This is a genomic window from Microbacterium sp. KHB019, assembly GCF_037285405.1.
Taxonomy (GTDB): Bacteria; Actinomycetota; Actinomycetes; order Actinomycetales; family Microbacteriaceae; genus Microbacterium.
In genome coordinates this window covers 126,016-151,248 of the sequence record NZ_JBBDHF010000002.1, presented here as the reverse complement: position 1 = coordinate 151,248, position 25,233 = coordinate 126,016, and the positions used below count along the sequence as shown (strand labels likewise).

Below are 25,233 nucleotides of genomic sequence, written 5' to 3'. Positions count from 1 at the left end.
TCATGTACGCGACACTGACTGACGAGGATCGCGCGGCGCTCACGGGCGCGGTAAGGGATTTCGCGACGGCACGGCTGGCGCCGAACGCGGGGCAGTGGGATGCCGAGAAGCACTTCCCGATCGACACACTGCAGGAAGCCGGGGAGCTCGGTCTCGGCGGCATCTACGTCCGCGAGGACGTCGGCGGCGCAGGCCTGTCGCGCCTCGACGCGGCGGCGATCTTCGAGGAGCTCGCGAAGGGTGACACGACGATCGCCGCGTACATCTCCATCCACAACATGGTCGCCTGGATGATCGACGAGTTCGGTGACCAGGAGCAGCGCGAGCGCTGGCTGCCGGGTCTGGTCGCGATGACCGATCTCGGCAGCTACTGCCTCACCGAACCCGGTGCCGGGTCCGACGCCGCGGCGATCACGACCTCGGCCAGACGCGAAGGCGACGAGTACGTCCTCAACGGTACGAAGCAGTTCATCTCCGGCGCCGGGTCGTCCGCCGTGTACGTCGTGATGGCGCGCACCGGAGCCCCTGGGTCGAGGGGGATCAGTGCGATCGTCGTTCCCGCCGAAACGCCGGGGCTGACCTTCGGTCCGAACGAGAAGAAGATGGGTTGGAATGCGCAGCCCACCCGCCAGGTCATCTTCGAGGACGTCCGGGTGCCCGTCGGAAACCGCCTCGGTGAGGAGGGCGACGGCTTCGGGATCGCCATGAAGGGCCTCAACGGCGGACGTGTGAACATGGGTGCCTGTTCTCTCGGCGGCGCCCAGTGGGCCCTCGACAAAGCCACCGCCTACGTGCATGAGCGGGAGACGTTCGGTGCCCCGCTGGCCTCCAATCAGTCGATCGTCTTCGCGCTCGCCGACATGGAGACCGACCTCCAGGCGGCCCGCGCGCTCCTGCAGCGCGCGGCGACGAAGATGGACGAGAAAGCTGCGGACGTGGCATCCGCCTGCGCCCTGGCGAAACGCTTCGCGACGGATGCCGGATTCCGGGTCGCGAACGAGGCCCTACAGCTCCACGGTGGGTACGGGTACCTCCACGAATACGGGATCGAACGCGTCGTCCGCGATCTGCGCGTGCACCAGATCCTTGAGGGCACCAACGAGATCATGAAGCTCATCGTCGGCCGAGAACTGCTGGCAGGTGCCCGATGACGGATGCCGGAGAGCCCGAGGTGCTGCTCGAACACCGCGGCGTCCTCGGTCTGATCACGCTCAACCGCCCACGGGCGATCAACGCCCTCACCCACGCCATGGTGCGCCAGATGGCCGATGCACTCACGCGCTGGGCTGACGATGACACGATCAAGACGGTAGCGATCGTCGGAGCGGGGGAGCGGGGGCTGTGCGCCGGCGGCGACATCGTCAGCCTCTACCACGATGCGGTGTCCGGCGACGGTACCGCGTCGGCGGAATTCTGGTTCGACGAATACCACCTCAACGCGCAGATCGCCCGCTACCCGAAGCCGATCGTCGCGATCCAGGACGGAATCGTGCTGGGCGGCGGGATCGGCATCTCCGCGCACGCCTCGCACCGGGTCGTCACCGAGCGCAGCAGGCTCGGTCTGCCCGAGGTCGGCATCGGATTCATCCCCGATGTCGGCGCCACCTGGCTCCTTTCGCACGCTCCCGGAGAGCTCGGCACGTTCGTCGCACTCACCGCCGCGAACCTCGGCGCAGCGGACGCGATCGCGATCGGGCTCAGCGACACGTTCGTGTCGTCCGACAGCGTCTCGAAGCTACTCGGGGCGCTCGAGAACATGGAGGCCGGCGAGGCCATCATGCTGCTCGCGTCGGATGCCGGCGAAGCGCCGCTGCTCGCCGCACGCGGCTGGATCGACGATGCGTTCTCGGCCGGCTCTGTCGCCGAGATCATCGGCCGCCTGCGCACCGCCGGTGAAGCGGACGCCGACAAGGCAGCCGACGCGATGATGGGGAAGTCTCCGGCCGCACTCGCCCTCACGCTGGAGTCCCTGCGTCGCGCCGCACAGCTCGACAGCCTCGAGCAGGCCCTCGACCAGGAGTACCGCGTCTCGCGTCGCGCACATGCCGCACCCGACTTCGCAGAAGGCGTGCGCGCACAGGTCATCGATAAGGACCGCAACCCGCAGTGGCAGCCCATCGGCGACCTGGATGCCGCGGCGATCGACGCGTACTTCCAGCCGCTGGGCGACGACGAACTCGGCCTGGCCGAACGAGTGAACACGACAGCCCGTTGAGAGACAGCAGTCCAATGAAGGAGAGCAACCATGTCTGACATCGCATTCCTCGGCCTCGGCCACATGGGTGGACCGATGGCCGCCAATCTCGTGAAGGCGGGTCACCGCGTCATCGGCTTCGACCCGATGCCCGCGGCGCTGGATGCAGGCCGCGAGAACGGCGTCGAGATCGCCGCCGCCGCGAACTCCGCGGTCGCAGAAGCCGACATCGTCATCACGATGCTGCCCAGCGGTCGCCACGTGATCGCCGCCTACCAAGGCGACGAGAACACGCCGGGGCTGCTCGCCTCCGCGAAGCCCGACACGTTGTTCCTGGACTGCTCGACCATCGCCGTCGACGAAGCGCGACAGGCGCACGACCTCGCCCTCACCGCAGGCCACCGCGCCGCTGATGCCCCGGTCTCTGGCGGAGTGGTCGGCGCGGAGAACGGTACGCTCGCATTCATGGTCGGCGCCAGTGACGAGGACTTCGCCACAGCTCAGCCGATCCTCGACGTCATGGGCGGGCGGATCGTGCACTGCGGCGGTTCCGGGCTCGGCCAGGCCGCGAAGGTCTGCAACAACATGATCCTCGGCATCTCTCAGATCGCGGTCGCCGAGGCATTCGTCCTCGGCGAGCGACTCGGGCTCAGCCACCAGGCACTGTTCGACGTGGCATCCAACGCCTCCGGGCAATGCTGGGCACTGACCACCAACTGCCCCGTCCCCGGCCCCGTGCCCACGAGCCCGGCCAACCGCGACTACCAGCCGGGCTTCGCCGGTGCCCTCATGTCGAAGGACCTCGGCCTTGCCGAGTCCGCGATCGATCTTACGGGGGTCGACGCGCAACTCGGTCGTCACGCCCGCGAGATCTATAAGGCGTTCGCCGACGGCGACGGAGCCGGTCAGGACTTCTCCGGCATCATCAACACCATCCGTGCCCAGAGCGCGGCGACCGACGCCTGAATGGAGCGGGACACATGACCGAGTACGAGAGCATCCTCACCGAGACCCAGGGCCGGGTCGGCTGGATCACACTGAATCGTCCCGAGGCGTTGAACGCCCTGAACTCCACGCTCATCCGCGAGATCGTCGCGGCGGGCAAGGAGTTCGACGCGAACCCCGAGATCGGGGCGATCGTGATCACCGGTTCGGCCAAGGCGTTCGCTGCCGGCGCCGACATCAAGGAGATGGCGGACAAGGGGTACATCGACATGTACTTGAACGATCCGTTCGCGAGCTGGGGCGACTTCGGGCGCCTGCGCACTCCGGTGATCGCTGCGGTCGCCGGGTATGCCCTCGGTGGCGGGTGCGAGCTCGCGATGATGGCCGACATCATCCTCGCTGCCGACACCGCGAAGTTCGGCCAGCCCGAGATCAATCTCGGCGTCATCCCCGGCATCGGCGGCACGCAGCGGCTGCCGCGTGCGATCGGCAAGTACAAGGCAGCAGAGCTCATCCTCACCGGCCGCACGATGGGCGCCGAAGAAGCAGAGCGTGCAGGTCTCGTCTCACGCATCGTGCCAGCCGACGACCTGCTGACCGAGGCGGGCAAGGTCGCCGACACGATCGCGTCGAAGTCGCTGCCGGTGGTCTATGCGGCGAAGGATGCGCTGCAGTCCGCTCAGGAGACATCGCTCGCGGAAGGGATGCGTTTCGAGAAGCAGGCGTTCGCCGCGACGTTCGCGCTCGATGACCAAACCGAGGGGATGGCGGCATTCCGAGACAAAAGGGAACCTGCCTTCAATCACCGTTGAGTCAGGTGCCTCACAGCGGCTCGGGCTGCGGGGGAGGGTCGGCGAAATCGCCGGCGCTCTTCCGGAACCGCGCGAGAATCCGCACGAGCTCGACCGTTTCCTCGGACGGCATCCCGACATCGATGAAGACCTCATTGAGAGCCAAGGTCGCGTTCTCGATCAATTCGCGTCCGTCCGGGGTGAGACTGACCAGCGCGGCCCGACCATCCTCGGGATGCGGTTCGCGCTGCACGAGGCCGTCCCGGGTGAGACGGTTCACCGTATTGGTGACACTCGTGGGGTGCACCTGCAAGCGTGCGATCGCGCTCGCTAACGGCATCCGCCCCTCCCGTGTGAACGCGAGCAGGCGCAGCATCTCAAACCGTGCGAACGACAGATTGAACGGCTTCAGGGCGCGGTCCACCCGGGCGAGCATCAATTGCTGAGTACGAATCACCGACGTCACCGCCGACATGCCCGTGGCCGCATCTTCCCAGCCGTGCGACGCCCACTGTCGCTTGGCCTCGGCAATCGGGTCGACATACAGTGGGACACTTCGAGTCACAGGCATACTCCTTCTCAATCGACCACACTATCGGGCGACCGCCGGAGCGGCGTGAGGTCACTCCTTCGGCGGCACGACCGATCGCAGCCGGCAGTCGAGTCGGGAACCCGTCGTCAGCAGAACCAAGTGTCCGAAAAGTGTCCGGAGCATCCCGAGATGTGCGATTCTGACGGGTTTTTACCGTGCCGAGAGTGTGTGGCGAGTCGCGCTTCCACAGGCTCGAGATCCTCGGAATCACGCGGATCTCAGCGGGGAGTAGGGGAGTCGGGCCGCTATGCACCGGAACGACCTCGACGTCACGCGCGACCCTGCTAAGGTGGAGACCTCGCAAGGGGTCCAGGGGTTCAAATCCCCTCGTCTCCGCCACTGTGATGTCTCAGGACATCGTGAACGGCTGAACCCCCGGTTTTGGGGGTTCAGCCGTTTTTGCGTTGGTAGTTCTTTTCGGGGTTGAGGGTGAATTCGGCGAGGAGTTCGCCGGTGTTCAGGGCGATGACGGTGGCGTTGTTGTTGTGGACGAGGCAGATGATCTCGGTGCGGGTATGGGCTCGGCCAATGCCGAGGTGGAGGAGCCGCCCGGTGTGGCGGAGGGTGATCTTGCCGTCGTTGTCGATGGTGTCGTAGCGGACTCGCCAGACGTTCTTGTCGGTGGGTTTCGTCGGTGTGGCTTTCGGGAGCGTGTAGGCGAAGTCGGGTGTTTTCCGGCCGATGCCGCGGTGGGGTCTGACGGTGTTGTAGTAGTCCCGGAACGTGTCGAGCGTGCTCTGCAGTTCGGGCAGGGATTCGGCGGGATGTGCGTCGAGGTATTTCTTCAGCGTCTGCCAGAAGCGTTCGATCTTGCCTTGGGTGGTGGGTTTGAAGGGTTTGCCGTTCTTCTGGGTGATGCCGAGGTCGGCGAGGAGGGTTTCGAAGCCGTTGCCTGCGCCGTCACCGCGTCCGCGTCCTCCGCGGGCGAGTCGGGTGGTGTAGACCATGCCGTTGTCGGTCAGCGTTGCTGCCGGGTGGCCGTGTTCGGCTGCGGTGGTGGTGAATGTGTCGGTCACGACCCGGCCGGTGACGCGGCGGTGGGCGGTGAGGTGCAGCATCTTGCGGGAGTTGTCGTCGATCCATCCGATGACTTCGGTGTCGGTGCCGTCGGTGAGTGGGACGTGTGTGAAGTCGGATTGCCAGAGCTCGTTCGGGCGGTCGGCGGTGAAGCGTCGCCAGGAGGAGCGGGGGCGTTTCTGCGGTTGCGCGGTGACTTTGTCGTTCGCGGTGAGGATGCGCCAGATCGTCGTTCGCGACAGAGTGATTCGTTCGCGGGCGAGGTGCTCGGCGATGGTGTCTGCGCCGGCATCCAGACCGTGTGTGGTGAGTTCTTCACGCAACTCGATCACGCGTTCGCGGATCGGATCGGGGGTGCGGTTCGGTGTCGTCGTGGGGCGTCGGGAGCGGGGCTCGAATGCGGCGTCGCCCTCTTCCAGCCACCGGTGGTGGAGTTTGTGGACGAGTGTCTTCGAGACGCCGTAATGGGCCGCTGCTTCCCCGTACGTCATGCCCTGGACAATGACGGCTTTGATCAGGATCTCGTATTTGGCCACCCGTTCACGATGTCCTGAGACATCCCGGCGCGCAGACCACGGCCGTTCACGATGACCCGAGACATGCGTTCACGATGTCCCGAAACCAGACACGTCCGTCTCCGCAGAAAATCCCTGGTCAGGCTGCTTCGGACCGCGTTTCGAATCTGAGCGCTTGTGTTGCATCCCGCGACTCGGACACACGTGTGCGCAGCGTCCACGAGGGCCCATCGCGATAGCTCTTACGCCGCCGCCGACCCGGCAGTACACTGCCGTCGAGGGCCACACCCGAGCGCCCGAATCGCCGTGGCGTCGCCAGGCCGGCGCGCAGATGACAACGCCCTCGAACAGAGGTGCATCATGTTCGAGAATCTTATGGCGACCGCCGTGCTTCCTGCGGCGGATCTCGACCGTGCGCGGCGCTGGTGGCACGACGTTCTGGGCCGGGATCCGGTATACGCCGAGTCCGAGTCGGGCAGCCTCTTCTACGCCATCGGTGACATGACCGTGCTGGTGTACCGTACCGACTTCGCCGGCACGGCGCAGAACACGGCATTCAACCTCGTCACCGATGACCTCGACCGTGACACGACGGCCCTGCGGACCAACGGCGTCGTCTTCCACGATTACGACCTCCCCGGGCTGAAGACCGTGGACGGCGTCGCCGATCTCGGCGGTCTCCGCAGCGCATGGTTCAGCGACAGCGAAGGAAACATCATCGCGATCGGCGAGCCAGCACCCGAGATGGTCGAGATGATGACGAAGCGGAGCACAGGAACAGCGGGCTGAGCACGTCGGCTCTACAACGTGAGCTGCCTGGGGTCGTATCGGACAGGCCGTTCGGACCGGGCGACCAGTGCTCGCAACGCTTCACGGTCGTTGCTGACGACCCCGAGCGCTCGCGCTTGCACGAGCACATTCCCGAGCGCGGTCGCCTCGACGGGCCCGGCGAGCACCGGCAGGCCGGAGCGATCGGCAGTCGCCTGGCAGAGAGGCCGGTTGAGCGAACCGCCCCCGACGACGTGGATGCTGTCGACCGCACGCCCTGCCAGCTTCCCGGCTGTCCGCACGGCATCCGCGAAAGCATCCGCGATCGACTCGAGGATCGTCCGCACGAACGCTGCCCGATCGCCGGGGATCTCCGCGCCCGAGGCGTCGAGCAGCGCGGCGATCCGCCCCGGCATGTCGCCGGGGGCGCTGAGCGACGCATCGTTCGCGTCGAACAGCGGCACCTCGCCCGTCACCTCGGTCGCGTCGGCGAGCAACTCGGGCAGGTCGACGGTGGCCCCGTCGTCTTCGCCCCACGCGCGGATCGTCTCGCTCAGCAGCCACAGCCCGGTGACGTTGTGGAGGAATCGGATGCGACCGTCGACGCCCAGCTCGTTGGTGAAGTTCGCCGCGCGCGCGGCATCCGTCAGCGCCGGTTCATCGAGTTCGAGTCCGACCAGACCCCAGGTTCCGCACGAGATGTACGCGGCGTGCGGCGACGACAGCGGAGCGGCCGCCACGGCGGATGCGGTGTCATGCGAGCCGACGGCGATGACGGGCAGGTCCGCGCCGATGCGCGAGGCGACCTCGGGGCGCAGCCGCGCGATCGTCTCTCCGGGGCTCACGAGCTCCGGGAGGATGCGGGACGGGATGCCGAGACGCTCGGCGAGCTCGAGGTCCCACTCCGACGTGCGCACGTCGAGAAGCCCGGTGGTCGACGCGTTCGTGCGCTCGGCGACGCGCCTCCCGGTCAGCAGGTAAGCGATGAGGTCCGGGATCAGGAGCGCGGCATCCGCGTCGTCGAGATCGCGATCGACGCGGTACTGGTACAGCGTGTTGAATGACAGGAACTGCAGTCCGTTGCGCCGGTACAGCTCTTCGACGGGGACGATCTCGTGCACCTCGGCGACCCCGCGCTCGGTGCGCGCGTCACGGTAGTGGAAGGGCTCGCCCACGAGCTCGCCGTCGCGCAGCAACCCGTAGTCGACGGCCCACGAATCGATGCCGATGCTCTCGATCGCCGGCTCACGGCGCACCGCCTCCGCGAGCCCCGCGATCACGTTCTCGTACAGGGCGTCGAAGTCCCAGTGCAGTCCGTCCTCTCGTTCGACGGGGCCGTTCGGGAACCGCGAGACCAGTTCGAGCTCCACCGCGTCAGCGCTCACACGCCCGATGACCACGCGCCCGCTCGTGGCGCCCAGGTCGACCGCCGCGACGGCGCGGGCGGTCATCGCAGGAACGCCGCGGCGACGCCGGAGTCGACGGGGATGTGCAGTCCGGTCGTGCGGGACAGTTCGGGGCCGGTCAGCACGAACACGGCATCCGCCACGTTCTCGGGCACGACCTCGCGCTTGAGGATCGTGCGGTTCGCGTAGAACTGCCCGAGGTCCTCTTCCGCGACGCCGTAGGTGGCTGCGCGGTTCGCGCCCCAGCCGGAGGCGAAGATGCCGGAGCCTCGGACGACGCCGTCGGGGTTGATGCCGTTCACGCGGATGCCGTGCTCGCCGAGCTCGACCGCGAGCAGCCGCACCTGGTGCGCCTGATCGGCCTTCGTCGCCGAGTAGGCGATGTTGTTCGGCCCGGCGAAGACGGAGTTCTTCGACGAGATGTAGATGATGTCGCCGCCGAGCTTCTGATCGATGAGGATGTGAGCTGCGGCCTTCGACACGAGGAACGAACCCTTCGCCATGACATCGTGCTGCAGGTCCCAGTCCTTCTCGGTGGTCTCCAGCAGCGGCTTCGACAGCGAGAGCCCGGCGTTGTTCACGACGAGGTCGACACCGCCGAACGCGAGGACGGCTTCGTTCAGCGCGGCCTGCACGGCGCCGGCATCCGCGACGTTCGCGGCGACGCCGATCGCGACGTCGCTGTTGCCGAGCTCGGCCGCCGAGGCCTGTGCCTTCTCAAGATCGAGGTCGGCGATCACGACGCAGGCGCCCTCTGCTGCGAGGCGGGTCGCGATGGCCTTTCCGATTCCGGATGCCGCGCCCGTGACGAACGCGATGCGTCCCTGGTGGGACTTCGGTTTCGGCATCCGCTGCAGCTTCGCCTCCTCGAGCGCCCAGTACTCGATGCGGAACTTCTCGGCGTCCGATATCGGCTCGTAGGTCGAGAGCGCCTCGGCGCCGCGCATGACGTTGATCGCGTTGACGTAGAACTCGCCGGCGACCCGCGCGGTCTGCTTGTTCGCGCCGTAGCTGAACATGCCGACACCGGGGATGAGCACGATGAGCGGGTCGGCGCCACGGATCGCGGGGGAGTCCTCGGTCGCATGCTCGTCGTAGTAGGCCCGGTAGTCGGCGCGGTACTCGCTGTGCAGTTCGAGTAGACGTGCGATCTGGTCTTCGACGGATGCCGTCGCCGGCAGGTCGAGGATCAGCGGCTTGACCTTGGTGCGCAGGAAATGGTCGGGGCAGCTCGTGCCGAGCGCGGCGAGACGGGGCGCGTTCTCGGATGCCAGGAAGTCCGTCACGACGTCGGCGTCGGTGAAGTGGCCGACCATCGGCCTGTCCGTGGACGCGATGCCGCGAACGGTGCCGGCCAGGGCTGCTGCGCGCTCACGACGTTCGCCCTCCGGCAGCGCCTCGAACCCGGAGCGGACGCCGCCGAACGGCTCGGCCTTGCCCTCCGCTGCGATGTACGCCGCCGCCGTGTCGATGATCCAGAGCGAGTTCGCCTCAGCTTCGTCTGATGTGTCGCCCCAGGCAGTTATGCCGTGGCCGCCGAGGATGCAGCCGATCGCCTGCGGGTTCTGCTTCTTGATCTCGGCGATGTCCAGGCCGAGCTGGAATCCTGGACGCCGCCACGGCACCCAGACGACCTTCTCGCCGAAGATCTTCGTCGTCAGCGCCGGCCCGTCGGCAGCGGTCGCGATCGCGATGCCGCTGTCGGGATGCAGGTGATCGACGTGCGCGGCATCCACGAGTCCGTGCATCGCGGTGTCGATCGACGGAGCGGCCCCGCCCTTGCCGTGCAGGCAGTAGTCGAACGCCGCGACCATCTCGTCCTCACGCTCGACACCGGGATAGACGTCGACCAGGGCGCGCATGCGGTCGAGGCGCAGCACGGCGAGGCCCTGCTCGGTGAGCGTACCCAGGTCTCCGCCCGAGCCCTTCACCCACAGCAGCTCGACAGGCTGCCCTGTTACAGGGTCGGTTTCGGTGCCCTTGGCGGAAGTGTTGCCGCCGGCGTAGTTGGTGTTCTTCGGGTCGGCGCCCAGCCGGTTCGAGCGCTCTATGAGGGCTGCGGCTGCGGGGTTGGTCATGAGGATCCTTCGGATGGAGAGAGGGCTTCAGTCTGCGAGGTCTGTGAGCTGATCTTCCAGATGGAAGACCTCGAGGTAGCGCCGGAGGCCGCCGCCGGCACGGTTGTCGAAGAACTCCGCCATCTCGGCCTGCCAGCGGGCGTCGACCTCGGTCTCGGCCATCGCCGCCATGGCGCGTTCGGCGGATTCAGCCTCGAAGTAGCCGATGAGCAGGCCGTCCTCGCGCAGGAACAGCGAGTAATTTCGCCATCCGGTGTCGCGCAGCGCGCGGAGCATGTCGGGCCAGACCGCGGCGTGGCGCGCGCGGTACTCGTCGATCCGTTCGGGACGCACGCGCAGCTCGAAGCACACGCGCTCGAGAGAGGAGCTCACGATCAGACCTCCCGGAAGTCGATGCCCAGCAGCGACGCCGCAGCGCGGTAGTCGCCGATCCGGTCTCCGACCGACAGCGACCAGTGGTGCCCGACGCCGGTGGCCGACCACGCATCGACCCACTCGCCGGGGTCGCGGGCGAAGTCGACGCGGCTCGTGGTGTTGCCGATTGCGAGCAGGGGGCCGGGGACGACGGTCCCCGTGGATGCCACGAACGACAGTGAGCCGTCGCGATCCTGACCGAGCCCGAGGAGGGTCACCGGTCCGTGCTGCACGTCGAACTCCACCGAGACGCCCCATCCGCGCTTTCCGTGGTAAACGCCGAGGCCGCGCAGCAGCGGTTCGCGGCTGGAGACCGCGAGATGAGCGGGCCCATCGTGCCCCATCTCGACGACGCCGTCCTCGAAGTTCAGCGCCTGGATCTCGCAGAACGACCCCCCGGCTCCGACGACCTGTGTCGCGAGCTGCGCCACGGTCGTGCGCAGCTCGTACTCGCCGGTGGTGGGGATGCCGCGCCCGGTGAGGAGCGACGCCCCGAGGATCATGCCGGCGCCGAGACGCTCGTGGAGTTCGCCGTCGAGGCCCCGGTGGTAATAGGCCAGGGTGTCGAGGCCGAAGTCGTCGACGAGCCGGTCGAGTCCTACGGAGACGCGGGCGCCCCATGCGAAGTCCTCGTCGTTGACCGAGTCGTCGAGGGTGAAGATCTCGCGCGCGAGGGCGGTGCGGTCCTTCACCTCGGCTTCGGTGACCGCATCCACGCGCACCCGCAGGTCGTCGAACTCCAAGACCTCCACGTGGGATCCGAAGGTCGTCGGCAGCAGGGTGAGGTCGGTGGAGACGTCGAGCATGCCGGGGTACAGGTGCCCCATCAGTCCGTGGCGGGCGTGGCGCAGCGCGGCGCGGATGTGCGCGGCATGGATCCACTGCTCGATCCGCGCCCATGCCGACTCCTGCCGGAGCCAGCCCGAGACCGAGCGGAACTCGATACCGGCGCGACGGAACACATTGCCCACCTCCGGCACCGGGCACTGACCGCAGTACGCGAGCCAGGCGCCGGTGTCGAAGGACGCGTGATCCATCTTCTCCGTCGGCTGCAGGTCGATGACGAGCACCGGCGCACCGGCGCGCTGCGCGATCGGGAGCACCATCGAGGCGGTGAGGTAGGTGGTCAGGAACAGCACGATCAGGTCGCAGTCGGCGCGGCGCAGGGTCTCCGCCGCAACGGCGCCCTCCTGCGCGTCCGAGATGAACCCGACGTCGGTGACCTCGGCATCCATCGCCCGGAAGCGCTCGGACACGTAACGTGCCGATTCCTCGAGCTGGGGACGCAGCGCCGGGAACTGCGGCCAGTAGGTTCCCAGGCCCCCGGCGACGAGGCCGATGCGCGGCTTGCGGCGGGAGTGCGCGGGCAGGAGCTCGGCGAACCCCGAGGAGGTGGACGGCGTCATGATCGTTCCTTCGTTGGGTGGTGACTTCGATCGCGCGGACTGCGACCCCTGATCGCGGGGCCGCAGTCCGTGACGATCAGAAGTCGTACTCGTCGATGTTGTCGGCGTTGAACACCGTCGGCGGGCCGACGATGACGATGCCGCCCTCGCCGACCTCGCGCTCGCCGAGGTCGCCGGCTTCGAACGTGTCGCCCGCGGCGCCGGTGATGTCGCCGTCGGCGAGCGCCTTGCCCGCGAAGGCCGCGACGTAGCCGAGCTGTGCCGGATCCCACAGGGCGAACTCGGTCACGGTGCCATCCTTGACGAACGGACGCATCTCATTGGGCAGACCCAGACCGGTCAGCGCGACCTTGCCCTTGTACTCCGACGTCGACAGGTAGCGAGCCGTGGCGGCGATGCCGACCGTCGTGGGCGAGATGATGCCCTTGAGGTTCGGGTGCGCCTGCATGAGACCCTGGGCCTCCTGGAACGACTTCGTGTCGTCGTCGTCGCCGTAGACCTTCGCGACCAGCTCGATGTCGGCGTAGTCGGGGTTGGAGTCGAGCTCTTCCTCGATGTACTTGATCCACTCGTTCTGGTTCGTCGCGTTCGCCGTCGCCGAGAGGATGGCGATCTCACCCGAGCCGCCGATCTGCTCGGCGATCAGCTCGACCTGGATCAGCGCGACGTCCTTCGCGACGACCTGGCTGATGAACACGTCGCGGCAGTCCGGATTGGTGTCCGAGTCGAAGGCGACGATCTTCGCGCCGCCCGTGCGGGCCTCTTCCAGCGCAGGGCAGACGGCATCCGGGTCGTTCGCCGCGATGACGATGACGTTCGTGCCCGCCTGCGTCTCGGCGTTGATGAACGAGACCTGGCTGGAAGCGCTGGCGTCGAGCGGGCCGACGACCTGGCTGGAGGCGAAGCCCGCGGACTCGGCGCCGTCCTCACCGCCCCCGAGCACCACATCCGTGTACGGGTTGTTCAGCTGCTTCGGGATGAACGTGATGGTCTGATCGCCATCCTGCCCGGAGCCTTCGCCGTCTCCGTCGCCTCCGCCGCCGGCGGCGCAGCCGGTCGCGATGAGCGCGACGGAAGCGAGCGCGGCGATCGCCGAGAGGCGGCGCCGTCCTCGTCGTGTGCGGATCCACTCCATTGTTTTTCCTTTCGTCTGCGCCGGTGCTAGGCGCGTGGTCGACCCGAGGCGGTGGCCTGGGGAAGTTCTCTGCGGACTCGTCTGTCGTGACGCCAGCGGCCGATCGACTGCCCGACGCTCGGGGCGACGACGGATGCGATGAGCAGCGACCCGGTGACGATGATGAGGATCACCTCGGAGACGCGGCCGAGCCGCAGGCCGTAGTTGATGACGCCGATGAGCAGCACGCCGGCGACGACGCCGGGGATCGAACCCCGCCCGCCGAAGATGGACACGCCGCCGAGGAGCACGGCGGCGATCACCGCGAGCTCGAGGCCGCTGGCGTTGTCGGACCGCGCGCTCGAGTAGCGCAGTGTCCAGAAGATGCCGGCGAGCGCCGAGACGGATCCGGTTCCCACGAACAGCCAGAACTTGGCGCGGGCGACGTCGATTCCGACGAACCGTGCCGCCTCCTTGCTGAATCCGATCGCGGGGAGGCCGCGACCGAACGGCGTGAAGTGCAACAGGATCGCGAAGAACGCGATCACGAGCGCGACCCCGATCATGACGGTCGGGATGCCGGTCGCACCGAGTTTCGACGTGAAGAAGGCGGTGAGCTCCGGGGGGAAGTTCGCCACGGCGTTGTCGCCGATCACGACGAGAGCGAGACCGCGGAAGAGCGCGAGCGTTCCGATGGTGACTGCGAGGGACGGGAGCCCGACGACGGCGATGAGCAAGCCGTTGACGGCGCCGGCGACCGCCCCGACGACGAGCCCGATCATCAGCACCAGGCCGATGTCGAGTCCTGCCTGCCAGAGGACGCCGATGACGGCGCTGGTGAGACCCGCGATGCTCGCCACGGACAGGTCGATCTCGCCGGTGATGATCACCAGGGTCATGGGCATGGCGATGAGCAGGATGGGGATGACGTCGAGAAGCAGGAAGCCGGTCGTCACGGGGGACGCGAACCGCGGGATGCTGATCGCGGCGATGATGAGCGCGGCGATGAGTGCGTAGATCATCACGGCGTCGCGGCCGAGGAGGATGCGCGTCCACCCCGTGCGTCCTCGCGGCTCCGTCTCGAGGACGCCGGCGGCGATGACCGCGGTCGTGGTGGGGTCCGCGCTCGAAGTGCGGGCGGTTTCAGACATCGCGGGCCTCCGTGAGTCGCAGCTTGCGGGCGGTGCGGACGCTCGCGATCCGGTCGACGAGGATCGCGGCGATGATGAGGATGCCGACGACGGCCTGCTGCCAGAACTTGTCGACGCGCAGCGCCGTCAGGGCACTGGTGATCGTGGTCAGAAGGACCGCCCCGATCGCCGCGCCGGCGACGGATCCGCTTCCGCCGAAGATGGCGACACCGCCGACCACGGCCGCGGCGACGACGTCGAGTTCCATCCCCGTTCCCGTGGTGGCTCCGACGGAGTTGAACCGTGCGGCGTAGAGAATACCGGCGAGCCCCGCGAGCAGGCCGTTCACGACGAACGCGGTCATCACGCGTCGTGCGACCGGGATTCCGAAGACCCTGGCGGCTTCCGGATCGGAGCCGATCGCATACAGGTCGCGTCCGGAGCGGGCCCCGGAGAGGTAGATGCCGACGATCACGACGACCGCGATCGCCAGCAGCGTGATGATGGGGAAGCCGAGCACGGTGTCGACGGCCAGGGCGCCGAACTCGTCCGGCCGGTCCCCGGCGAAGTACTGGGTGCCGCCCGCCCAGGCGTTGTTGATGCCGCGGTACACGTACAGCGTGCCGAGCGTGATGACCAGGGCCGGCACGTGGGCGACGGTCACGAGCAGGCCGTTGATCGCGCCGAGCAGAGCTCCCAGGGCGAGACCGGCGAGGAAGACGACGGGGATGGGGATGCCCGGCGCATCCGCGAACAGCGTTCCGGTGAGGAACGCGACGAGCCCGAGGATCGAGCCGACCGAGAGATCGACGTTGCGCGTGAAGATGACCATCGCCTGCCCGACGGCGAGGATGATCATGATCGTCGCGTTGAGCATCAGGTCCTTGACGCCCTGCTGGCTCAGGAAGAGCGGGTTCGCCGCGTAGGTCACCAGGACGAGGACGATGAGCGCCGCGGCGACCGGGATCTCCCGTCGGCGGAGGATGCCGCTCAGGGGCGATGTTCTCTCGGTGCGCGGAGCGCTCCGCGTTGCAACGGTCACTTCGTGTCCTCCAGCATCGGTGCGGGCTCGGCCGTGGCCGCGAGCATGACGTTCTCCGGTGTCGCATCCGCACGGTCGAGGCGCGCGGTCACGCGGCCTTCGCGCATGACGACGACGCGATCCGCCATCCCCAGCACCTCCGGCAGCTCGGACGAGATCATGAGGATCGCGATGCCGCGGGCGGCGAGATCGGAGATCAGGCGGTGCACCTCGGCCTTCGTCCCGACATCGATGCCGCGCGTCGGCTCGTCGACGATGAGCAGCCGGGGCTCGGTCGCGAGCCATTTCGCCAGCACGACCTTCTGCTGATTGCCGCCGGACAGGGTGGAGACCGCGAACTCCGCAGAGCCCGTCTTCACCTGCAGGCGCTGCGACCATGTGTCGGCCGCCCGTCGTTCGGCCGCGGTGTCGATGATGCCTGCGCGGCTGAGGCTGTTGCGCAGTGTGAGGGTGAGGTTCCGCCCGACGGAGAGGTCCATCACGAGCCCCTGCTTGCGGCGATCCTCCGGGACGAATCCGATGCCGGCGTCGATCGCCGCCTGCGGGTTGCCCGGTTTCAGGCGCGCCCCGCTCAGCGTGACGGAGCCCGAGTCATAGGGGTCGATGCCGAAGATCGCGCGGGCGACCTCGGTCCGCCCTGCTCCGACGAGCCCGGCGAGGCCGACGATCTCGCCGGCGCGCACCTGCAGGTCGACGTCACGGAAGACGCCTCGACGAGACAGGCCGCTCACATCGAGCACGACCTCCCCGATCGCCGCGTCCTGCTTGGGGAAGAGCTGATCGATGTCGCGTCCGACCATCTCCCGGACGATTCCGTCGACGGTGGCGTCATCGGTGTCGTGCGTGCCGATGTACCGGCCGTCGCGCATGACGGTGATGCGGTCGGTCAGGGCGAAGATCTCGTCGAAGCGGTGCGAGATGAACAGGATCCCGGCGCCGATGTCGCGAAGTGAGCGTGCGACCGTGAACAGGCGTTCGACCTCGACGCCGGAGAGCGCGGCGGTGGGCTCGTCCATGATGAGGATCCGGGCGTCGATCGAGATGGCCTTGGCGATCTCGATGATCTGCTGATCGGCGATCGAGAGTCCCTCGGCAGGGCGGTCGGGGTCGATCGGCACGCCCAGGCGTTCGAAGAGCGCCATGGCTTCGCGGCGCATGGCGGAGCGGCTGATCAGCCCGAGTCGGCCGCGCGGCTGTCGACCGATGAAGATGTTCTCCGCGACCGTCAGGTCGGGGAACAGGGTCGGCTCCTGGTAGATCACCGAGATCCCCGCGGCCTTGCTGTCGGCGACCGTGCGGAAGGCGACGGGCGCGCCGTCGACGAGGAAGTCGCCCGCGTCGGGGTGGTGGAGCCCGGCGAGGATCTTCACCAGCGTCGATTTTCCGGCGCCGTTCTCGCCGACGAGTGCATGGATCTCGCCGGGGAGGAGCTCGATCGTCCCGTCTGCGAGTGCCACGACGGGGCCGAACGTCTTCGCGGCGCCGCGGAGCGACAGCAGCGGAGCCGGGGTGTTCGATGAAGCGATGCTCATGCGCCCCACCCGGCCTGGACGCCGCCGACGCGATCGTCGGCGATCTTCTGTTGATACCCGGATGCCGTGTAGGCGCCCATCGGGTCGGCATCCATGCCGCGGGACTCACGCCACTCGGCCAGCGCCGGGCGGACGTCCGTGTAGAAGGCGTCCATGAAGACGGCGTTCGCCGCGAGCACATCACCCGACTTCTGTGCTGCGGTGAGGGCATCCCGATCGACGAGCAGCGCCCGTGCCGTCATCTCCTGCACGTTGAGCACCGAGCGGATCTGGCCGGGGATCTTGTCCTCGACGTTGTGGCACTGATCGAGCATGAACGCGACATCGGGGTTGTTCAGGCCGCCGCCGCGGATCACCTCGAAGACGATGCGGAACAACTGGAACGGGTCTGCTGCCCCGACGATGAGGTCGTCGTCGGCGTAGAAGCGCGAGTTGAAGTCGAACGAGCCGAGCTTGCCCAGGCGCAGCAGCTGCATGACGATGAACTCGATGTTCGTGCCCGGCGCGTGGTGGCCGGTGTCCAGGCACACCATCGCCTTCTCGCCCAGGGCGCTGACCTGCGCGTAGGACGTACCCCAGTCCGGAACGTCGGTGTGATAGAACGCCGGCTCGAAGAACTTGTACTCCAGCACGAGACGCTGACCGCCACCGAGGCGGGCGTAGATCGTCTGCAGCGACTCGTGCAGCCGGTCCTGACGGCCGCGGAGGTCTGCCTGGCCGGGGTAGTTCGAGCCCTCGGCGAGCCAGATCTTCAGATCGCGGCTGCCGGTGGCATCCATCACGTCGATGCACTCGAGGTGGTGATCGATCGCCTTCTGACGGATCGCGGCATCCTCATGGGTCAGCGCGCCGAACTTGTAGTCGTCGTCCTGGAAGGTGTTCGAGTTGATCGTGCCGAGCTCGACGCCGAGGTCCTCGGCGTGCTTGCGCAGGTCGCCGAAGTCGCACATGTCCCACGGGATGTGCAGCGCGACGGTCGGCGCCAAGGCCGTGTGCTTGTGCACCTGCGCGGCGTCCGCGATCTTCTCGAACGGGTCGCGCGGTGTGCCCGGCGTGCCGAACACCTTGAACCGGGTGCCCGAGTTGCCGAAGGCCCAGCTGGGCAGCTCGATCGACTGCTTCTCGAGCTCTGCGAGGACCGTGGGGGTGAGGATGCTCATGGGCGCGGTGCTTTCGTTGTCTTCGTTGACTCGGACGTCAGAGAATGAATCGTTTCATTCGTTGTGTGATCGAACATAGACTGTGCTTTGATTGCATGTCAAGAAGCGGATGAGTCCGCAACTGATTCGTTTCATTCCGGAGGATCGCCATGGTGAGCGTTCGTGACGTCGCAGCCGACGCCCGCGTGTCGGTGGGCACCGTCTCGAACGTGCTCAACCGCCCGGAGCGGGTCGCCCCCGAGACCGTCGAGAAGGTGCACGCGTCGATCGCCCGGCTCGGTTTCGTCCGCAATGACGCCGCGCGGCAGCTGCGGGCCGGGCGCAGCAAGTCGATCGGCCTGGTCGTGCTCGACATCCGCAACCCCTTCTTCGCCGAGGTGGCGCGCGGGGCGGAGGAGCGCGCGGCGGAACACGGCTACTCGGTGCTCGTGGCCAACAGCGACGAGAAGCACCAGCGCGAGTCGACGCACCTCGACCTGTTCGAGGAGCAGCGGGTCGCTGGCGTGCTCATCACACCCGTCGAGGAAGCCCTGCCCCGCCTGGAGCGAATGCGCGAGCACGGCATCCCCTCGGTTCTGGTCGACCGCGAATCGCACGATTCCCGATTCTGCTCGGTCGCCGTCGACGACGTCATGGGCGGCCGGATCGCCGCCGCGCACCTGCTCGACCAGGGACGACGTCGTCTGGCGCTGGTCGGCGGTCCCGCGGCGCTCCGTCAGGTCTCCGACCGACTTCGCGGTGCCCAGGATGCCGCGGCAGAGCGCGGCGTGGGCGTCGAGTTCATCGGCACCGACGCGCTCAGCGTCGAGGAGGGGCGCCGCGCAGGCGAGCGCATTCTCGCCCGGGATCCGGCGGATCGGCCGGATGCGATCTTCGCCGCCAACGATCTTCTCGCGCTGGGACTGCTGCAGAGTCTGGTGATGACCGGCGACGTGCGCGTCCCCGACGACATCGCGCTGATCGGCTACGACGACATCGACTACGCCGCTGCCGCCGTCATCCCGCTCAGCTCCGTCCGCCAGCCCGCTGCGCTGATCGGCTCGACGGCCGTCGATCTGCTGCTCGGCACGGAGCACCCGGCCGATGAGCACGTGCTCTTCGAACCGGAGCTGGTGGCCAGGGACTCGACGCGAGGGGCATGATCCACTCGAGTCATCCGCCCTACGAGTCTGATCAGCCGGCGAACACAGCACCCGGGTTCATGATCCCCTGCGGGTCGAGCGCCTGCTTGATGCGCTCGTTGAGCTCGAGCACATCCTCGCCGAGGTAGTCGCCGAGCCACGGCTGCTTGAGCCGGCCGACACCGTGCTCACCGGTGATCGTGCCTCCCAGTGAGATAGCGAGCGCCATCACCTCGCCGTACGCGACGTGCGCGCGCTCGCGCTGTGCATCATCGGCCGGGTCGAACACGAGTACCGGGTGCGTGTTGCCGTCGCCGGCGTGCGCCAGCACGGCGATCGTCAGCTCGTTCCGCGCGGCGATCTCGGCGATCCCGAGCACGAGATCACCTAGCCGCGGAATCGGCACGCCGACATCCTCGAGCAGGATCGTGCCCATCCGCTCGATCGCCGGGATCGCCATCCGCCGCGCCTGCACGAAAGCCTCGCCCTCGTCGGGGTCCGAAGTGGCGAAGCACTCCGTCGCGCCCTGCGCCAGGCAGATCGCCTCGATCGTCGCGATCTCCTCGGCTGCGGCATCCGCGTGACTGTCCGACTGGATCACGAGCATCGCCGCGGCATCCACGTCCAGACCCATCCGGGTGGCGGCCTCGACCGCGCGGATCGTCGGGCGATCCATGAATTCGAGCATCGACGGTCGTGTCGACTTCGTCATCTCGATGACCGCACCCGTGGCGCCCTCGAGCGTGGGGAAGACGGCGACGAGCGTCGTCGGCGGCAGCTGCGCCGGTACGAGCCGCAGGATGACCTCGGTGATCACGCCGAGCGTCCCCTCGCTCCCGACGAACAGTTTCGTCAGGGAGAGCCCTGCGACATCCTTCACACGGGGCCCGCCGAGGCGCACGGCGCGACCGTCAGCGAGCACGACGGTCATTCCCAGCACGTAGTCGGTCGTGACGCCGTACTTGACGCAGCACAGGCCGCCGGCGTTGGTCGCGACGTTCCCGCCGATCGAGCAGAACTCGAACGACGACGGGTCCGGCGGGTACCAGAGGCCGTGCGCGGATGCCGCGGCCTTCACCTCCGCGTTGAACGCCCCCGGCTGCACGACAGCCATGCGCGTGTCCGCATCGATCGCAATCGAGCGCATCCGATCCAGAGACAGCACGATCGCGCCGTCGACGGCCGAGCTTCCACCGGACAGCCCGGAGCCCGCTCCGCGCGGGATCACCGCCGTCCCGGCCTCCGCGGCGAGCCGCACGACGGCCTGCACATCCTCCGTCGACGTCGCGCGCACGACGGCCAGCGGCACTCCGGCCGATGGATCGTTCGCACGATCCCACCGGTAGGCATCCATCGACGCGGGGTCGGTGATCACCGCACCATCGGGGAGAGCGTTGATCAGCCTGTCGGTCACGGGCAGCGTTGTCTCTGGCATGCATGTCCTTCCTGCCAGCGATCACCCTACGCGACACGCGCTCCGACCCGTTCGGGTAAGGTCTGCTGTCATGAGCACGGCAACGACGCAGGCACCGAAACGCGAGGCATTCGGCTCGCGCAACGTCTTCATCCTCTCGGCGATCGGCTCGGCGGTCGGCCTGGGAAACATCTGGCGTTTCCCGTATGTGGCCTACGAGGGCGGCGGGGGAGCATTCCTCATCCCCTACCTGTGCGCGCTGCTGACCGCCGGCATCCCGCTGCTGTTCTTCGACTACGCGATCGGACACCGCTTCCGCGGATCCGCACCTCTCGCGTTCCGCCGCATGCACCGCGCCGCCGAGCCCCTCGGCTGGTGGCAGGTGCTCATCTGCGTCGTGATCTCGGTCTACTACGCCGTGATCATCGCGTGGGCGGCGATGTACACCTGGTTCTCGTCGCAGCTCACCTGGGGAGCGGGCAACGAGAACGACTTCTTCTTCACCGACTTCCTGCAGATGGGTGACCCCGCAGAGGGCGTCTCGACGCAGTTCGTCCCGCAGGTCGGGATCCCGCTGCTCATCGTCTGGGTCGTGACCATCGTGATCATGGGGCTGGGCGTCAAGCGCGGCATCGGCGCCGCGAACACGGTGCTTCTTCCGCTGCTGACGCTGATGTTCGCCGTCCTCGTGGTGCAGTCGCTGTTCCTCCCCGGTGCCATGGACGGCCTCAACGCGTTCTTCACCCCCAATTGGGAAGCCCTCGGCGACCCGGCCGTCTGGGCGAGCGCGTACGGACACATCTTCTTCTCGCTGTCCGTCGCGTTCGGCATCATGGTGACCTACTCGTCCTACCTCAAGCGCAAGACCGACCTGACCGGCTCCGGTCTCGTCGTGGCCTTCGCGAACTCGGGCTTCGAGATCCTCGCCGGTATCGGCGTGTTCGCGGCCCTCGGGTTCATGGCACAGGCGCAGTCCACCGAGGTCTCCGACGTGGCATCCGCCGGCATCGGTCTCGCGTTCGTCGCGTTCCCGACGATCGTGTCGCAGGCAACCGGCGGCTCCATCATCGGGGTGCTGTTCTTCGGCGCGTTGGTGTTCGCGGGCCTCACCTCGCTGATCTCGATCCTCGAGGTGATCGTCGCAGCCCTCCAGGACAAGCTCGGCTGGGGTCGTGTCCGCACGACGCTGACGGTGACGATCCCGCTCGCGGTGATCTCGACCGCGCTGTTCTCCACGACCACGGCGCTGGTGGTGCTCGACACGACCGACGCCTTCGTCAACGCCTTCGGCATCATGGCGGTCGCGCTCGTGGCCGTCATCGTGGTCGCCTGGCTGCTGCACAAGCTCCCCGCGCTCAACGAGCACCTGAACCGTCGGTCGAGCTTCCGCGTCGGGCTGATCTGGAAGCTGCTGGTCGGCGCCCTCGCGCCGATCGTGCTCGGATACCTGTTCGTCAGCGAGCTGATCGCGAAGATCAACACTCCGTACGGGGGCTACCCCGACTGGTTCCTGTCGATCTTCGGCTGGGGCATGGTGATCTCCCTCGTGATCCTCGCCGTGGTGCTGTCGCTCATTCCGTGGAGCAGGCGCTCGCACGCCAAGGACGACCCCGAGTACGACGAGTTCCTCGTCGAGGAGAGCTACGAGCCGGATGCTGAGACCGGAACGATCCGGACGACGCAGGACGCGGCATCCGGCCGGAAGGGAGCGGGAGCATGACGACGCCGGCAATCATCTTCATGATCATCGCGATGGTCACGGTCTGGGGCGGACTCATCGCCGCGATCGTGAACCTCACGCGTCATCCCGAAGAGGCCGAGAGCGAGCCGGCGCCGCCGGTCGAACTCTGACCGCGCTCACGGCGAGGGTGTTCTGAGCCCGCCGATGGACGCGTCGACGCCACGGCGCATAGCGCTGGAACGTGCTGCGGTCAACCCGATCGGAATCGACCGGCCTCGGACGTAGCGTGTGGGCATCCGACGAAAGGATTCCCTATGTCAGAAGCCACCGCCGATGGACAGCTGAAAGCGCTCATCATCACCTGCACGCTCAAGCCCTCGCCTGCCGAGTCGAGCTCCGAAGTGCTCGGCGGCCAGCTCTCGGACTTCCTCGCGGAACACGATGTCGCGTGCGAGAGCGTACGGGCGGTCGACCATGACATCCTGCCCGGAGTGCAGAAGGAAATGGGCGACGGTGACGAGTGGCCGGTCCTGCGCGAGAAGGTTCTCGGCGCCGACATCCTCGTGTTCGTGACCCCGACCTGGCTCGGGCAGCACTCGAGCGTCGCTCAGCGGGTGCTCGAGCGTCTCGACGCCGAACTGAGCGAGACGGATGCCGCCGGGCGCCCGATCCTCTTCGACAAGGTGGCCGTCGCCGGTGTCGTCGGCAATGAGGACGGCGCGCACCACATCACCGCCGTGCTGTTCCAAGCGCTGAACGACGTCGGCTTCACCGTGCCGGCCCAAGGCTCCGTCTACTGGAACGGCGAGGCGATGCACACCACAGATTACAAGGATCTGGAACAGACGCCGGAGAAGGTCAGCGCGTCGATCACGACGTCGCTCACCAACGCCGTCCACCTGGCTCGAGCGCTGCGCGTGTCGAGCTATCCGAAGTCCTGAGTCCGAGGAGCGAACATGTCGTACAAGGTCGGATACTTCGTCGGAAGCCTGTCGTCCACATCCATCAACCGGGTGCTCTCGAAGGCTCTCATCCGGGTCGCCCCCGACGATCTCGAGTTCACTGAGATCCCCATCGGCAACCTGCCGCTGTACAGTCCCGATCACGACGCCGACTACCCGGCCGAGGCTCGCGCTCTGAAGACGGCCATCGAGTCCAGCGACGCCGTGCTGTTCGTCACCCCCGAGTACAACCGCTCGATACCCGGCGCGCTGAAGAACGCGATCGACTGGGCCTCGCGGCCGTGGGGGCAGAACTCGTTCGACCATCTGCCAGCAGCGGTGATCGGCGCATCGATCGGTGTGATCGGCACGGCGGTCGCCCAGCAGAGTCTTCGCGCTGTCCTGGCGTTCTGCAACGCCCGGCAGATGACCGCTCCCGAGGCGTACATCCACTTCACGAAGGACGTGTTCGCCGACGACGGGTCGATCGGCAAGCCCGCGACCGAAGAGTTCCTGCGCGCCTACATGATGGAGTTCCGCGAGCACATCGCCCGCGTGCTGACGGTTCTGCCGCGGCCGTGACCGCGGTCAGTGGTTGCGCAGCATCTTGATGATCTCGGCCTTCTTCTTGCCGGAGTATCCCGAGATCCCGAGTTCCTTCGCGCGCTTTCGGAGGTCGTCGACCGTCCAGTCGTCGTAGTCGCCGGCTTCGCCGCCGCGCCGACCGACCTCTGAGCGGCCTTTCTTGGTGCCGCCGGTCGCGTTCGAGATGCGGGCGGCCTTCTCTTTGGATGCTCCGTCATCCCGCAGCTCTTCGTAGAGCTCTGGATCCTTGAGTCGTGAATTCGCGCCGCGAGGCATGAGGTCTCCTTGTCGTCAGTGCGAGTCGACGACTCGCATCGTGGTGGCGATCAGATCGGTCGCCGCTGTGGTCGTGGTGTCCATCACCGTCTCGGGAGAGCCCTGCAGTTCGAGGAGTCGGTGACCCACCTTCTCTGCGGTCGCCCAGCCGAGGTACACCGTTCCGGGTGGATGACCTCCTTCGGCATCCGGTCCGCCCACCCCGGTCGTCGCGACGCACACGTCGGCCGAGAGCAACGTGAGTCCTCCGACGGCCAGCTGCTCTGCGCACGAGGCCGAACACGGATCGGTTCCAGGGGTGACGCCCAGCACGTTCTCTTTGACGTCCTGCATGTAGGCCACGACGCCGCCGAGGAACCACTTCGAGGCATTCTCCCCGGCGCCGATGGCGTGCGCGAGTTCTCCTGACGTGAGCGATTCGACGACGGCGACTCGCAGACCGCGCTCGCGCGCCAGCGCGCTGATCGCGTCGACTGCTCCGTCGGTGTCAGCGACGACATGGCTCATGGAGTGTCCGCGCGTGAGATGTGCTCGACGGTTACGCCGGTCGACTCGGGGCTGAGAGCGAGCGCGATATCGGCCTGGCTGATGATGCCGACGAGCTTGCGGTTCTCGAGCACGGGAAGCCGGCGAACCTGGTTCTCGCGCATCCGATCCAGCGCGACATGGACCTCGTCGTCCGCATCGACCGTGACGGGGACTCCCGCAGCCAGAGTGCGCGAGGGTGTCGTCTCGGGGTCCATCCCGTACGCCAGCGCCTTCACGACGATGTCGCGGTCGGTCAGCATCCCCTTCAGCTTGCGATCCTCGCCGCAGATCGGCAGGGCTCCGACATCGAGTTCCGACATGACGGATGCGGCGATGCTCAAGGCATCGTTCTCGCCGATGCATCGGGGAGCGGGTGTCATGATGTCGCGCGTCAGAGTCACGTCCTGATCCTTTCGGTTGAGTCCGGATGCCCTGACGATAGGTGGCGGCTCGTGCACCGCAAGGGGCCTTGACAGGCGACGCCCAGCGCGTCAAGCCCCCTCCGGCCGGAACCCGCCGGTGACACATTGGTCATCACGAGATGGAGGTGCGGGTTGAGTGAGCCGACGCGAGACACCGCGGG

At 67.4% G+C, this 25,233-nt stretch carries 25 protein-coding genes and 1 tRNA gene; 11 read left to right on the top strand and 15 right to left on the bottom strand.

The window, feature by feature from the left end; translation table 11 throughout:
• Positions 1 to 2 precede the first annotated feature (2 nt).
• The 4 genes from KHB019_RS07170 to KHB019_RS07155 are packed head-to-tail and all read left to right on the top strand — an operon-like array spanning position 3 to position 3,951.
• Complete coding sequence (locus KHB019_RS07170; protein ID WP_337458486.1) at positions 3 to 1,151, top strand: acyl-CoA dehydrogenase family protein; 1,149 nt, start codon at positions 3 to 5, stop codon at positions 1,149 to 1,151.
• Positions 1,148 to 2,215, top strand: a complete 1,068-nt coding sequence (locus tag KHB019_RS07165) for an enoyl-CoA hydratase/isomerase family protein (RefSeq protein ID WP_337458485.1) — start codon at positions 1,148 to 1,150, stop codon at positions 2,213 to 2,215. Before KHB019_RS07170 ends, KHB019_RS07165 begins: the two co-directional genes overlap by 4 nt.
• A gap of 30 nt (positions 2,216 to 2,245) precedes the next feature.
• Complete coding sequence (gene mmsB / locus KHB019_RS07160) at positions 2,246 to 3,160, top strand: 3-hydroxyisobutyrate dehydrogenase (protein WP_337458484.1); 915 nt, start codon at positions 2,246 to 2,248, stop codon at positions 3,158 to 3,160.
• Between the two features lie 14 nt (positions 3,161 to 3,174).
• Entirely contained in the window at positions 3,175 to 3,951 is a 777-nt protein-coding gene (locus KHB019_RS07155) for an enoyl-CoA hydratase (protein WP_337458483.1), read from the top strand.
• Between the two features lie 10 nt (positions 3,952 to 3,961).
• On the opposite strand, the gene KHB019_RS07150 is transcribed toward KHB019_RS07155, so the two are convergent.
• Complete coding sequence (locus KHB019_RS07150; protein ID WP_337458482.1) at positions 3,962 to 4,501, bottom strand: MarR family winged helix-turn-helix transcriptional regulator; 540 nt, start codon at positions 4,499 to 4,501, stop codon at positions 3,962 to 3,964.
• 246 nt (positions 4,502 to 4,747) lie between these two features.
• On the opposite strand from KHB019_RS07150, the gene KHB019_RS07145 reads away from it, so the two are divergent.
• Positions 4,748 to 4,861 (top strand) — tRNA-Ser (locus KHB019_RS07145).
• Between the two features lie 50 nt (positions 4,862 to 4,911).
• Here KHB019_RS07145 and KHB019_RS07140 read toward each other — a convergent pair.
• A complete protein-coding gene (locus KHB019_RS07140; protein ID WP_337458481.1) occupies positions 4,912 to 6,075 on the bottom strand; it encodes an IS481 family transposase in 1,164 nt (387 codons plus the stop codon).
• A 339-nt stretch (positions 6,076 to 6,414) separates the two neighbouring features.
• On the opposite strand from KHB019_RS07140, the gene KHB019_RS07135 reads away from it, so the two are divergent.
• Complete coding sequence (locus KHB019_RS07135) at positions 6,415 to 6,843, top strand: VOC family protein (protein WP_337458480.1); 429 nt, start codon at positions 6,415 to 6,417, stop codon at positions 6,841 to 6,843.
• An 11-nt stretch (positions 6,844 to 6,854) separates the two neighbouring features.
• Here KHB019_RS07135 and KHB019_RS07130 read toward each other — a convergent pair whose 3' ends face one another.
• The 9 genes from KHB019_RS07130 to rhaI all read right to left on the bottom strand — a co-directional run bounded on the left by KHB019_RS07130 (position 6,855) and on the right by rhaI (position 18,104).
• Entirely contained in the window at positions 6,855 to 8,273 is a 1,419-nt protein-coding gene (locus KHB019_RS07130) for a rhamnulokinase (RefSeq protein WP_337458479.1), read from the bottom strand.
• The gene (locus KHB019_RS07125) at positions 8,270 to 10,306 is read right to left on the bottom strand and encodes a bifunctional aldolase/short-chain dehydrogenase (protein WP_337458478.1); all 2,037 of its coding nucleotides are present in this window, start codon (positions 10,304 to 10,306) and stop codon (positions 8,270 to 8,272) included. Before KHB019_RS07125 ends, KHB019_RS07130 begins: the two co-directional genes overlap by 4 nt.
• Positions 10,307 to 10,333: 27 nt before the next feature.
• Positions 10,334 to 10,678 carry an L-rhamnose mutarotase gene (locus KHB019_RS07120; RefSeq protein ID WP_325470767.1) on the bottom strand — a complete coding sequence of 115 codons (345 nt, stop codon included), beginning with the start codon at positions 10,676 to 10,678 and terminating at the stop codon, positions 10,334 to 10,336.
• A 2-nt stretch (positions 10,679 to 10,680) separates the two neighbouring features.
• The gene (locus KHB019_RS07115; protein WP_337458477.1) at positions 10,681 to 12,126 is read right to left on the bottom strand and encodes an L-fucose/L-arabinose isomerase family protein; all 1,446 of its coding nucleotides are present in this window, start codon (positions 12,124 to 12,126) and stop codon (positions 10,681 to 10,683) included.
• A gap of 76 nt (positions 12,127 to 12,202) precedes the next feature.
• Positions 12,203 to 13,261, bottom strand: coding sequence for a rhamnose ABC transporter substrate-binding protein (gene rhaS, locus KHB019_RS07110; protein ID WP_325470769.1), 1,059 nt, complete (start codon positions 13,259 to 13,261; stop codon positions 12,203 to 12,205).
• Positions 13,262 to 13,287: 26 nt separating this feature from the next.
• Positions 13,288 to 14,391 (bottom strand): ABC transporter permease, encoded by a 1,104-nt coding sequence (locus KHB019_RS07105; protein WP_337458476.1) that lies wholly within the window; start codon positions 14,389 to 14,391, stop codon positions 13,288 to 13,290.
• Positions 14,384 to 15,412, bottom strand: a complete 1,029-nt coding sequence (locus KHB019_RS07100; protein ID WP_337458475.1) for an ABC transporter permease — start codon at positions 15,410 to 15,412, stop codon at positions 14,384 to 14,386. Before KHB019_RS07100 ends, KHB019_RS07105 begins: the two co-directional genes overlap by 8 nt.
• Complete coding sequence (locus KHB019_RS07095) at positions 15,409 to 16,944, bottom strand: sugar ABC transporter ATP-binding protein (protein ID WP_325470772.1); 1,536 nt, start codon at positions 16,942 to 16,944, stop codon at positions 15,409 to 15,411. The genes KHB019_RS07100 and KHB019_RS07095 overlap by 4 nt, the downstream gene beginning before the upstream one ends.
• Positions 16,941 to 18,104 (bottom strand): L-rhamnose isomerase, encoded by a 1,164-nt coding sequence (rhaI, locus tag KHB019_RS07090; protein WP_325470773.1) that lies wholly within the window; start codon positions 18,102 to 18,104, stop codon positions 16,941 to 16,943. Before rhaI ends, KHB019_RS07095 begins: the two co-directional genes overlap by 4 nt.
• A gap of 149 nt (positions 18,105 to 18,253) precedes the next feature.
• On the opposite strand from rhaI, the gene KHB019_RS07085 reads away from it, so the two are divergent.
• Positions 18,254 to 19,246 carry a LacI family DNA-binding transcriptional regulator gene (locus KHB019_RS07085; protein WP_325470774.1) on the top strand — a complete coding sequence of 331 codons (993 nt, stop codon included), beginning with the start codon at positions 18,254 to 18,256 and terminating at the stop codon, positions 19,244 to 19,246.
• A 31-nt stretch (positions 19,247 to 19,277) separates the two neighbouring features.
• Here KHB019_RS07085 and KHB019_RS07080 read toward each other — a convergent pair whose 3' ends face one another.
• On the bottom strand, positions 19,278 to 20,660 hold the full coding sequence (locus tag KHB019_RS07080) for an FAD-binding oxidoreductase (protein ID WP_337458474.1): 1,383 nt from the start codon (positions 20,658 to 20,660) through the stop codon (positions 19,278 to 19,280).
• A gap of 70 nt (positions 20,661 to 20,730) precedes the next feature.
• Here KHB019_RS07080 and KHB019_RS07075 point away from each other — a divergent pair, with 70 nt between their 5' ends.
• From KHB019_RS07075 to KHB019_RS07060, 4 genes are all read left to right on the top strand, one after another.
• Complete coding sequence (locus KHB019_RS07075; RefSeq protein WP_337458473.1) at positions 20,731 to 22,359, top strand: sodium-dependent transporter; 1,629 nt, start codon at positions 20,731 to 20,733, stop codon at positions 22,357 to 22,359.
• Entirely contained in the window at positions 22,356 to 22,490 is a 135-nt protein-coding gene (locus tag KHB019_RS07070; RefSeq protein ID WP_337458472.1) for a methionine/alanine import family NSS transporter small subunit, read from the top strand. The genes KHB019_RS07075 and KHB019_RS07070 overlap by 4 nt, the downstream gene beginning before the upstream one ends.
• 144 nt (positions 22,491 to 22,634) lie before the next feature.
• Positions 22,635 to 23,261 carry a flavodoxin family protein gene (locus KHB019_RS07065; protein ID WP_337458471.1) on the top strand — a complete coding sequence of 209 codons (627 nt, stop codon included), beginning with the start codon at positions 22,635 to 22,637 and terminating at the stop codon, positions 23,259 to 23,261.
• 15 nt (positions 23,262 to 23,276) lie between these two features.
• Entirely contained in the window at positions 23,277 to 23,843 is a 567-nt protein-coding gene (locus KHB019_RS07060; RefSeq protein ID WP_337458470.1) for an NADPH-dependent FMN reductase, read from the top strand.
• 6 nt (positions 23,844 to 23,849) lie between these two features.
• Here the strand turns inward: KHB019_RS07060 and KHB019_RS07055 are convergent, their stop codons facing one another.
• The 3 genes from KHB019_RS07055 to KHB019_RS07045 are packed head-to-tail and all read right to left on the bottom strand — an operon-like array spanning position 23,850 to position 25,051.
• Positions 23,850 to 24,122 (bottom strand): DUF7218 family protein, encoded by a 273-nt coding sequence (locus KHB019_RS07055; RefSeq protein WP_230101559.1) that lies wholly within the window; start codon positions 24,120 to 24,122, stop codon positions 23,850 to 23,852.
• A gap of 15 nt (positions 24,123 to 24,137) precedes the next feature.
• Positions 24,138 to 24,629 (bottom strand): CinA family protein, encoded by a 492-nt coding sequence (locus tag KHB019_RS07050; protein WP_337458469.1) that lies wholly within the window; start codon positions 24,627 to 24,629, stop codon positions 24,138 to 24,140.
• Complete coding sequence (locus tag KHB019_RS07045) at positions 24,626 to 25,051, bottom strand: CBS domain-containing protein (RefSeq protein WP_337458468.1); 426 nt, start codon at positions 25,049 to 25,051, stop codon at positions 24,626 to 24,628. The genes KHB019_RS07050 and KHB019_RS07045 overlap by 4 nt, the downstream gene beginning before the upstream one ends.
• Between the last annotated feature and the right edge of the window lie 182 nt (positions 25,052 to 25,233).

Coding starts and splice junctions, on each gene's coding strand:
- KHB019_RS07050 (WP_337458469.1), bottom strand. CDS start 24,629: ATGAGCCATGTCGTCGCTGACACCGACGGAGCAGTCGACGCGATCAGC.
- KHB019_RS07070 (WP_337458472.1), top strand. CDS start 22,356: ATGACGACGCCGGCAATCATCTTCATGATCATCGCGATGGTCACGGTC.
- KHB019_RS07085 (WP_325470774.1), top strand. CDS start 18,254: ATGGTGAGCGTTCGTGACGTCGCAGCCGACGCCCGCGTGTCGGTGGGC.
- KHB019_RS07155 (WP_337458483.1), top strand. CDS start 3,175: ATGACCGAGTACGAGAGCATCCTCACCGAGACCCAGGGCCGGGTCGGC.
- KHB019_RS07125 (WP_337458478.1), bottom strand. CDS start 10,306: ATGACCAACCCCGCAGCCGCAGCCCTCATAGAGCGCTCGAACCGGCTG.
- mmsB (WP_337458484.1), top strand. CDS start 2,246: ATGTCTGACATCGCATTCCTCGGCCTCGGCCACATGGGTGGACCGATG.
- KHB019_RS07150 (WP_337458482.1), bottom strand. CDS start 4,501: ATGCCTGTGACTCGAAGTGTCCCACTGTATGTCGACCCGATTGCCGAG.
- KHB019_RS07165 (WP_337458485.1), top strand. CDS start 1,148: ATGACGGATGCCGGAGAGCCCGAGGTGCTGCTCGAACACCGCGGCGTC.
- KHB019_RS07065 (WP_337458471.1), top strand. CDS start 22,635: ATGTCAGAAGCCACCGCCGATGGACAGCTGAAAGCGCTCATCATCACC.
- rhaI (WP_325470773.1), bottom strand. CDS start 18,104: ATGAGCATCCTCACCCCCACGGTCCTCGCAGAGCTCGAGAAGCAGTCG.
- KHB019_RS07170 (WP_337458486.1), top strand. CDS start 3: ATGTACGCGACACTGACTGACGAGGATCGCGCGGCGCTCACGGGCGCG.
- KHB019_RS07115 (WP_337458477.1), bottom strand. CDS start 12,126: ATGACGCCGTCCACCTCCTCGGGGTTCGCCGAGCTCCTGCCCGCGCAC.
- KHB019_RS07105 (WP_337458476.1), bottom strand. CDS start 14,391: ATGTCTGAAACCGCCCGCACTTCGAGCGCGGACCCCACCACGACCGCG.
- KHB019_RS07060 (WP_337458470.1), top strand. CDS start 23,277: ATGTCGTACAAGGTCGGATACTTCGTCGGAAGCCTGTCGTCCACATCC.
- KHB019_RS07135 (WP_337458480.1), top strand. CDS start 6,415: ATGTTCGAGAATCTTATGGCGACCGCCGTGCTTCCTGCGGCGGATCTC.
- KHB019_RS07055 (WP_230101559.1), bottom strand. CDS start 24,122: ATGCCTCGCGGCGCGAATTCACGACTCAAGGATCCAGAGCTCTACGAA.
- rhaS (WP_325470769.1), bottom strand. CDS start 13,261: ATGGAGTGGATCCGCACACGACGAGGACGGCGCCGCCTCTCGGCGATC.
- KHB019_RS07130 (WP_337458479.1), bottom strand. CDS start 8,273: ATGACCGCCCGCGCCGTCGCGGCGGTCGACCTGGGCGCCACGAGCGGG.
- KHB019_RS07080 (WP_337458474.1), bottom strand. CDS start 20,660: ATGCCAGAGACAACGCTGCCCGTGACCGACAGGCTGATCAACGCTCTC.
- KHB019_RS07095 (WP_325470772.1), bottom strand. CDS start 16,944: ATGAGCATCGCTTCATCGAACACCCCGGCTCCGCTGCTGTCGCTCCGC.
- KHB019_RS07075 (WP_337458473.1), top strand. CDS start 20,731: ATGAGCACGGCAACGACGCAGGCACCGAAACGCGAGGCATTCGGCTCG.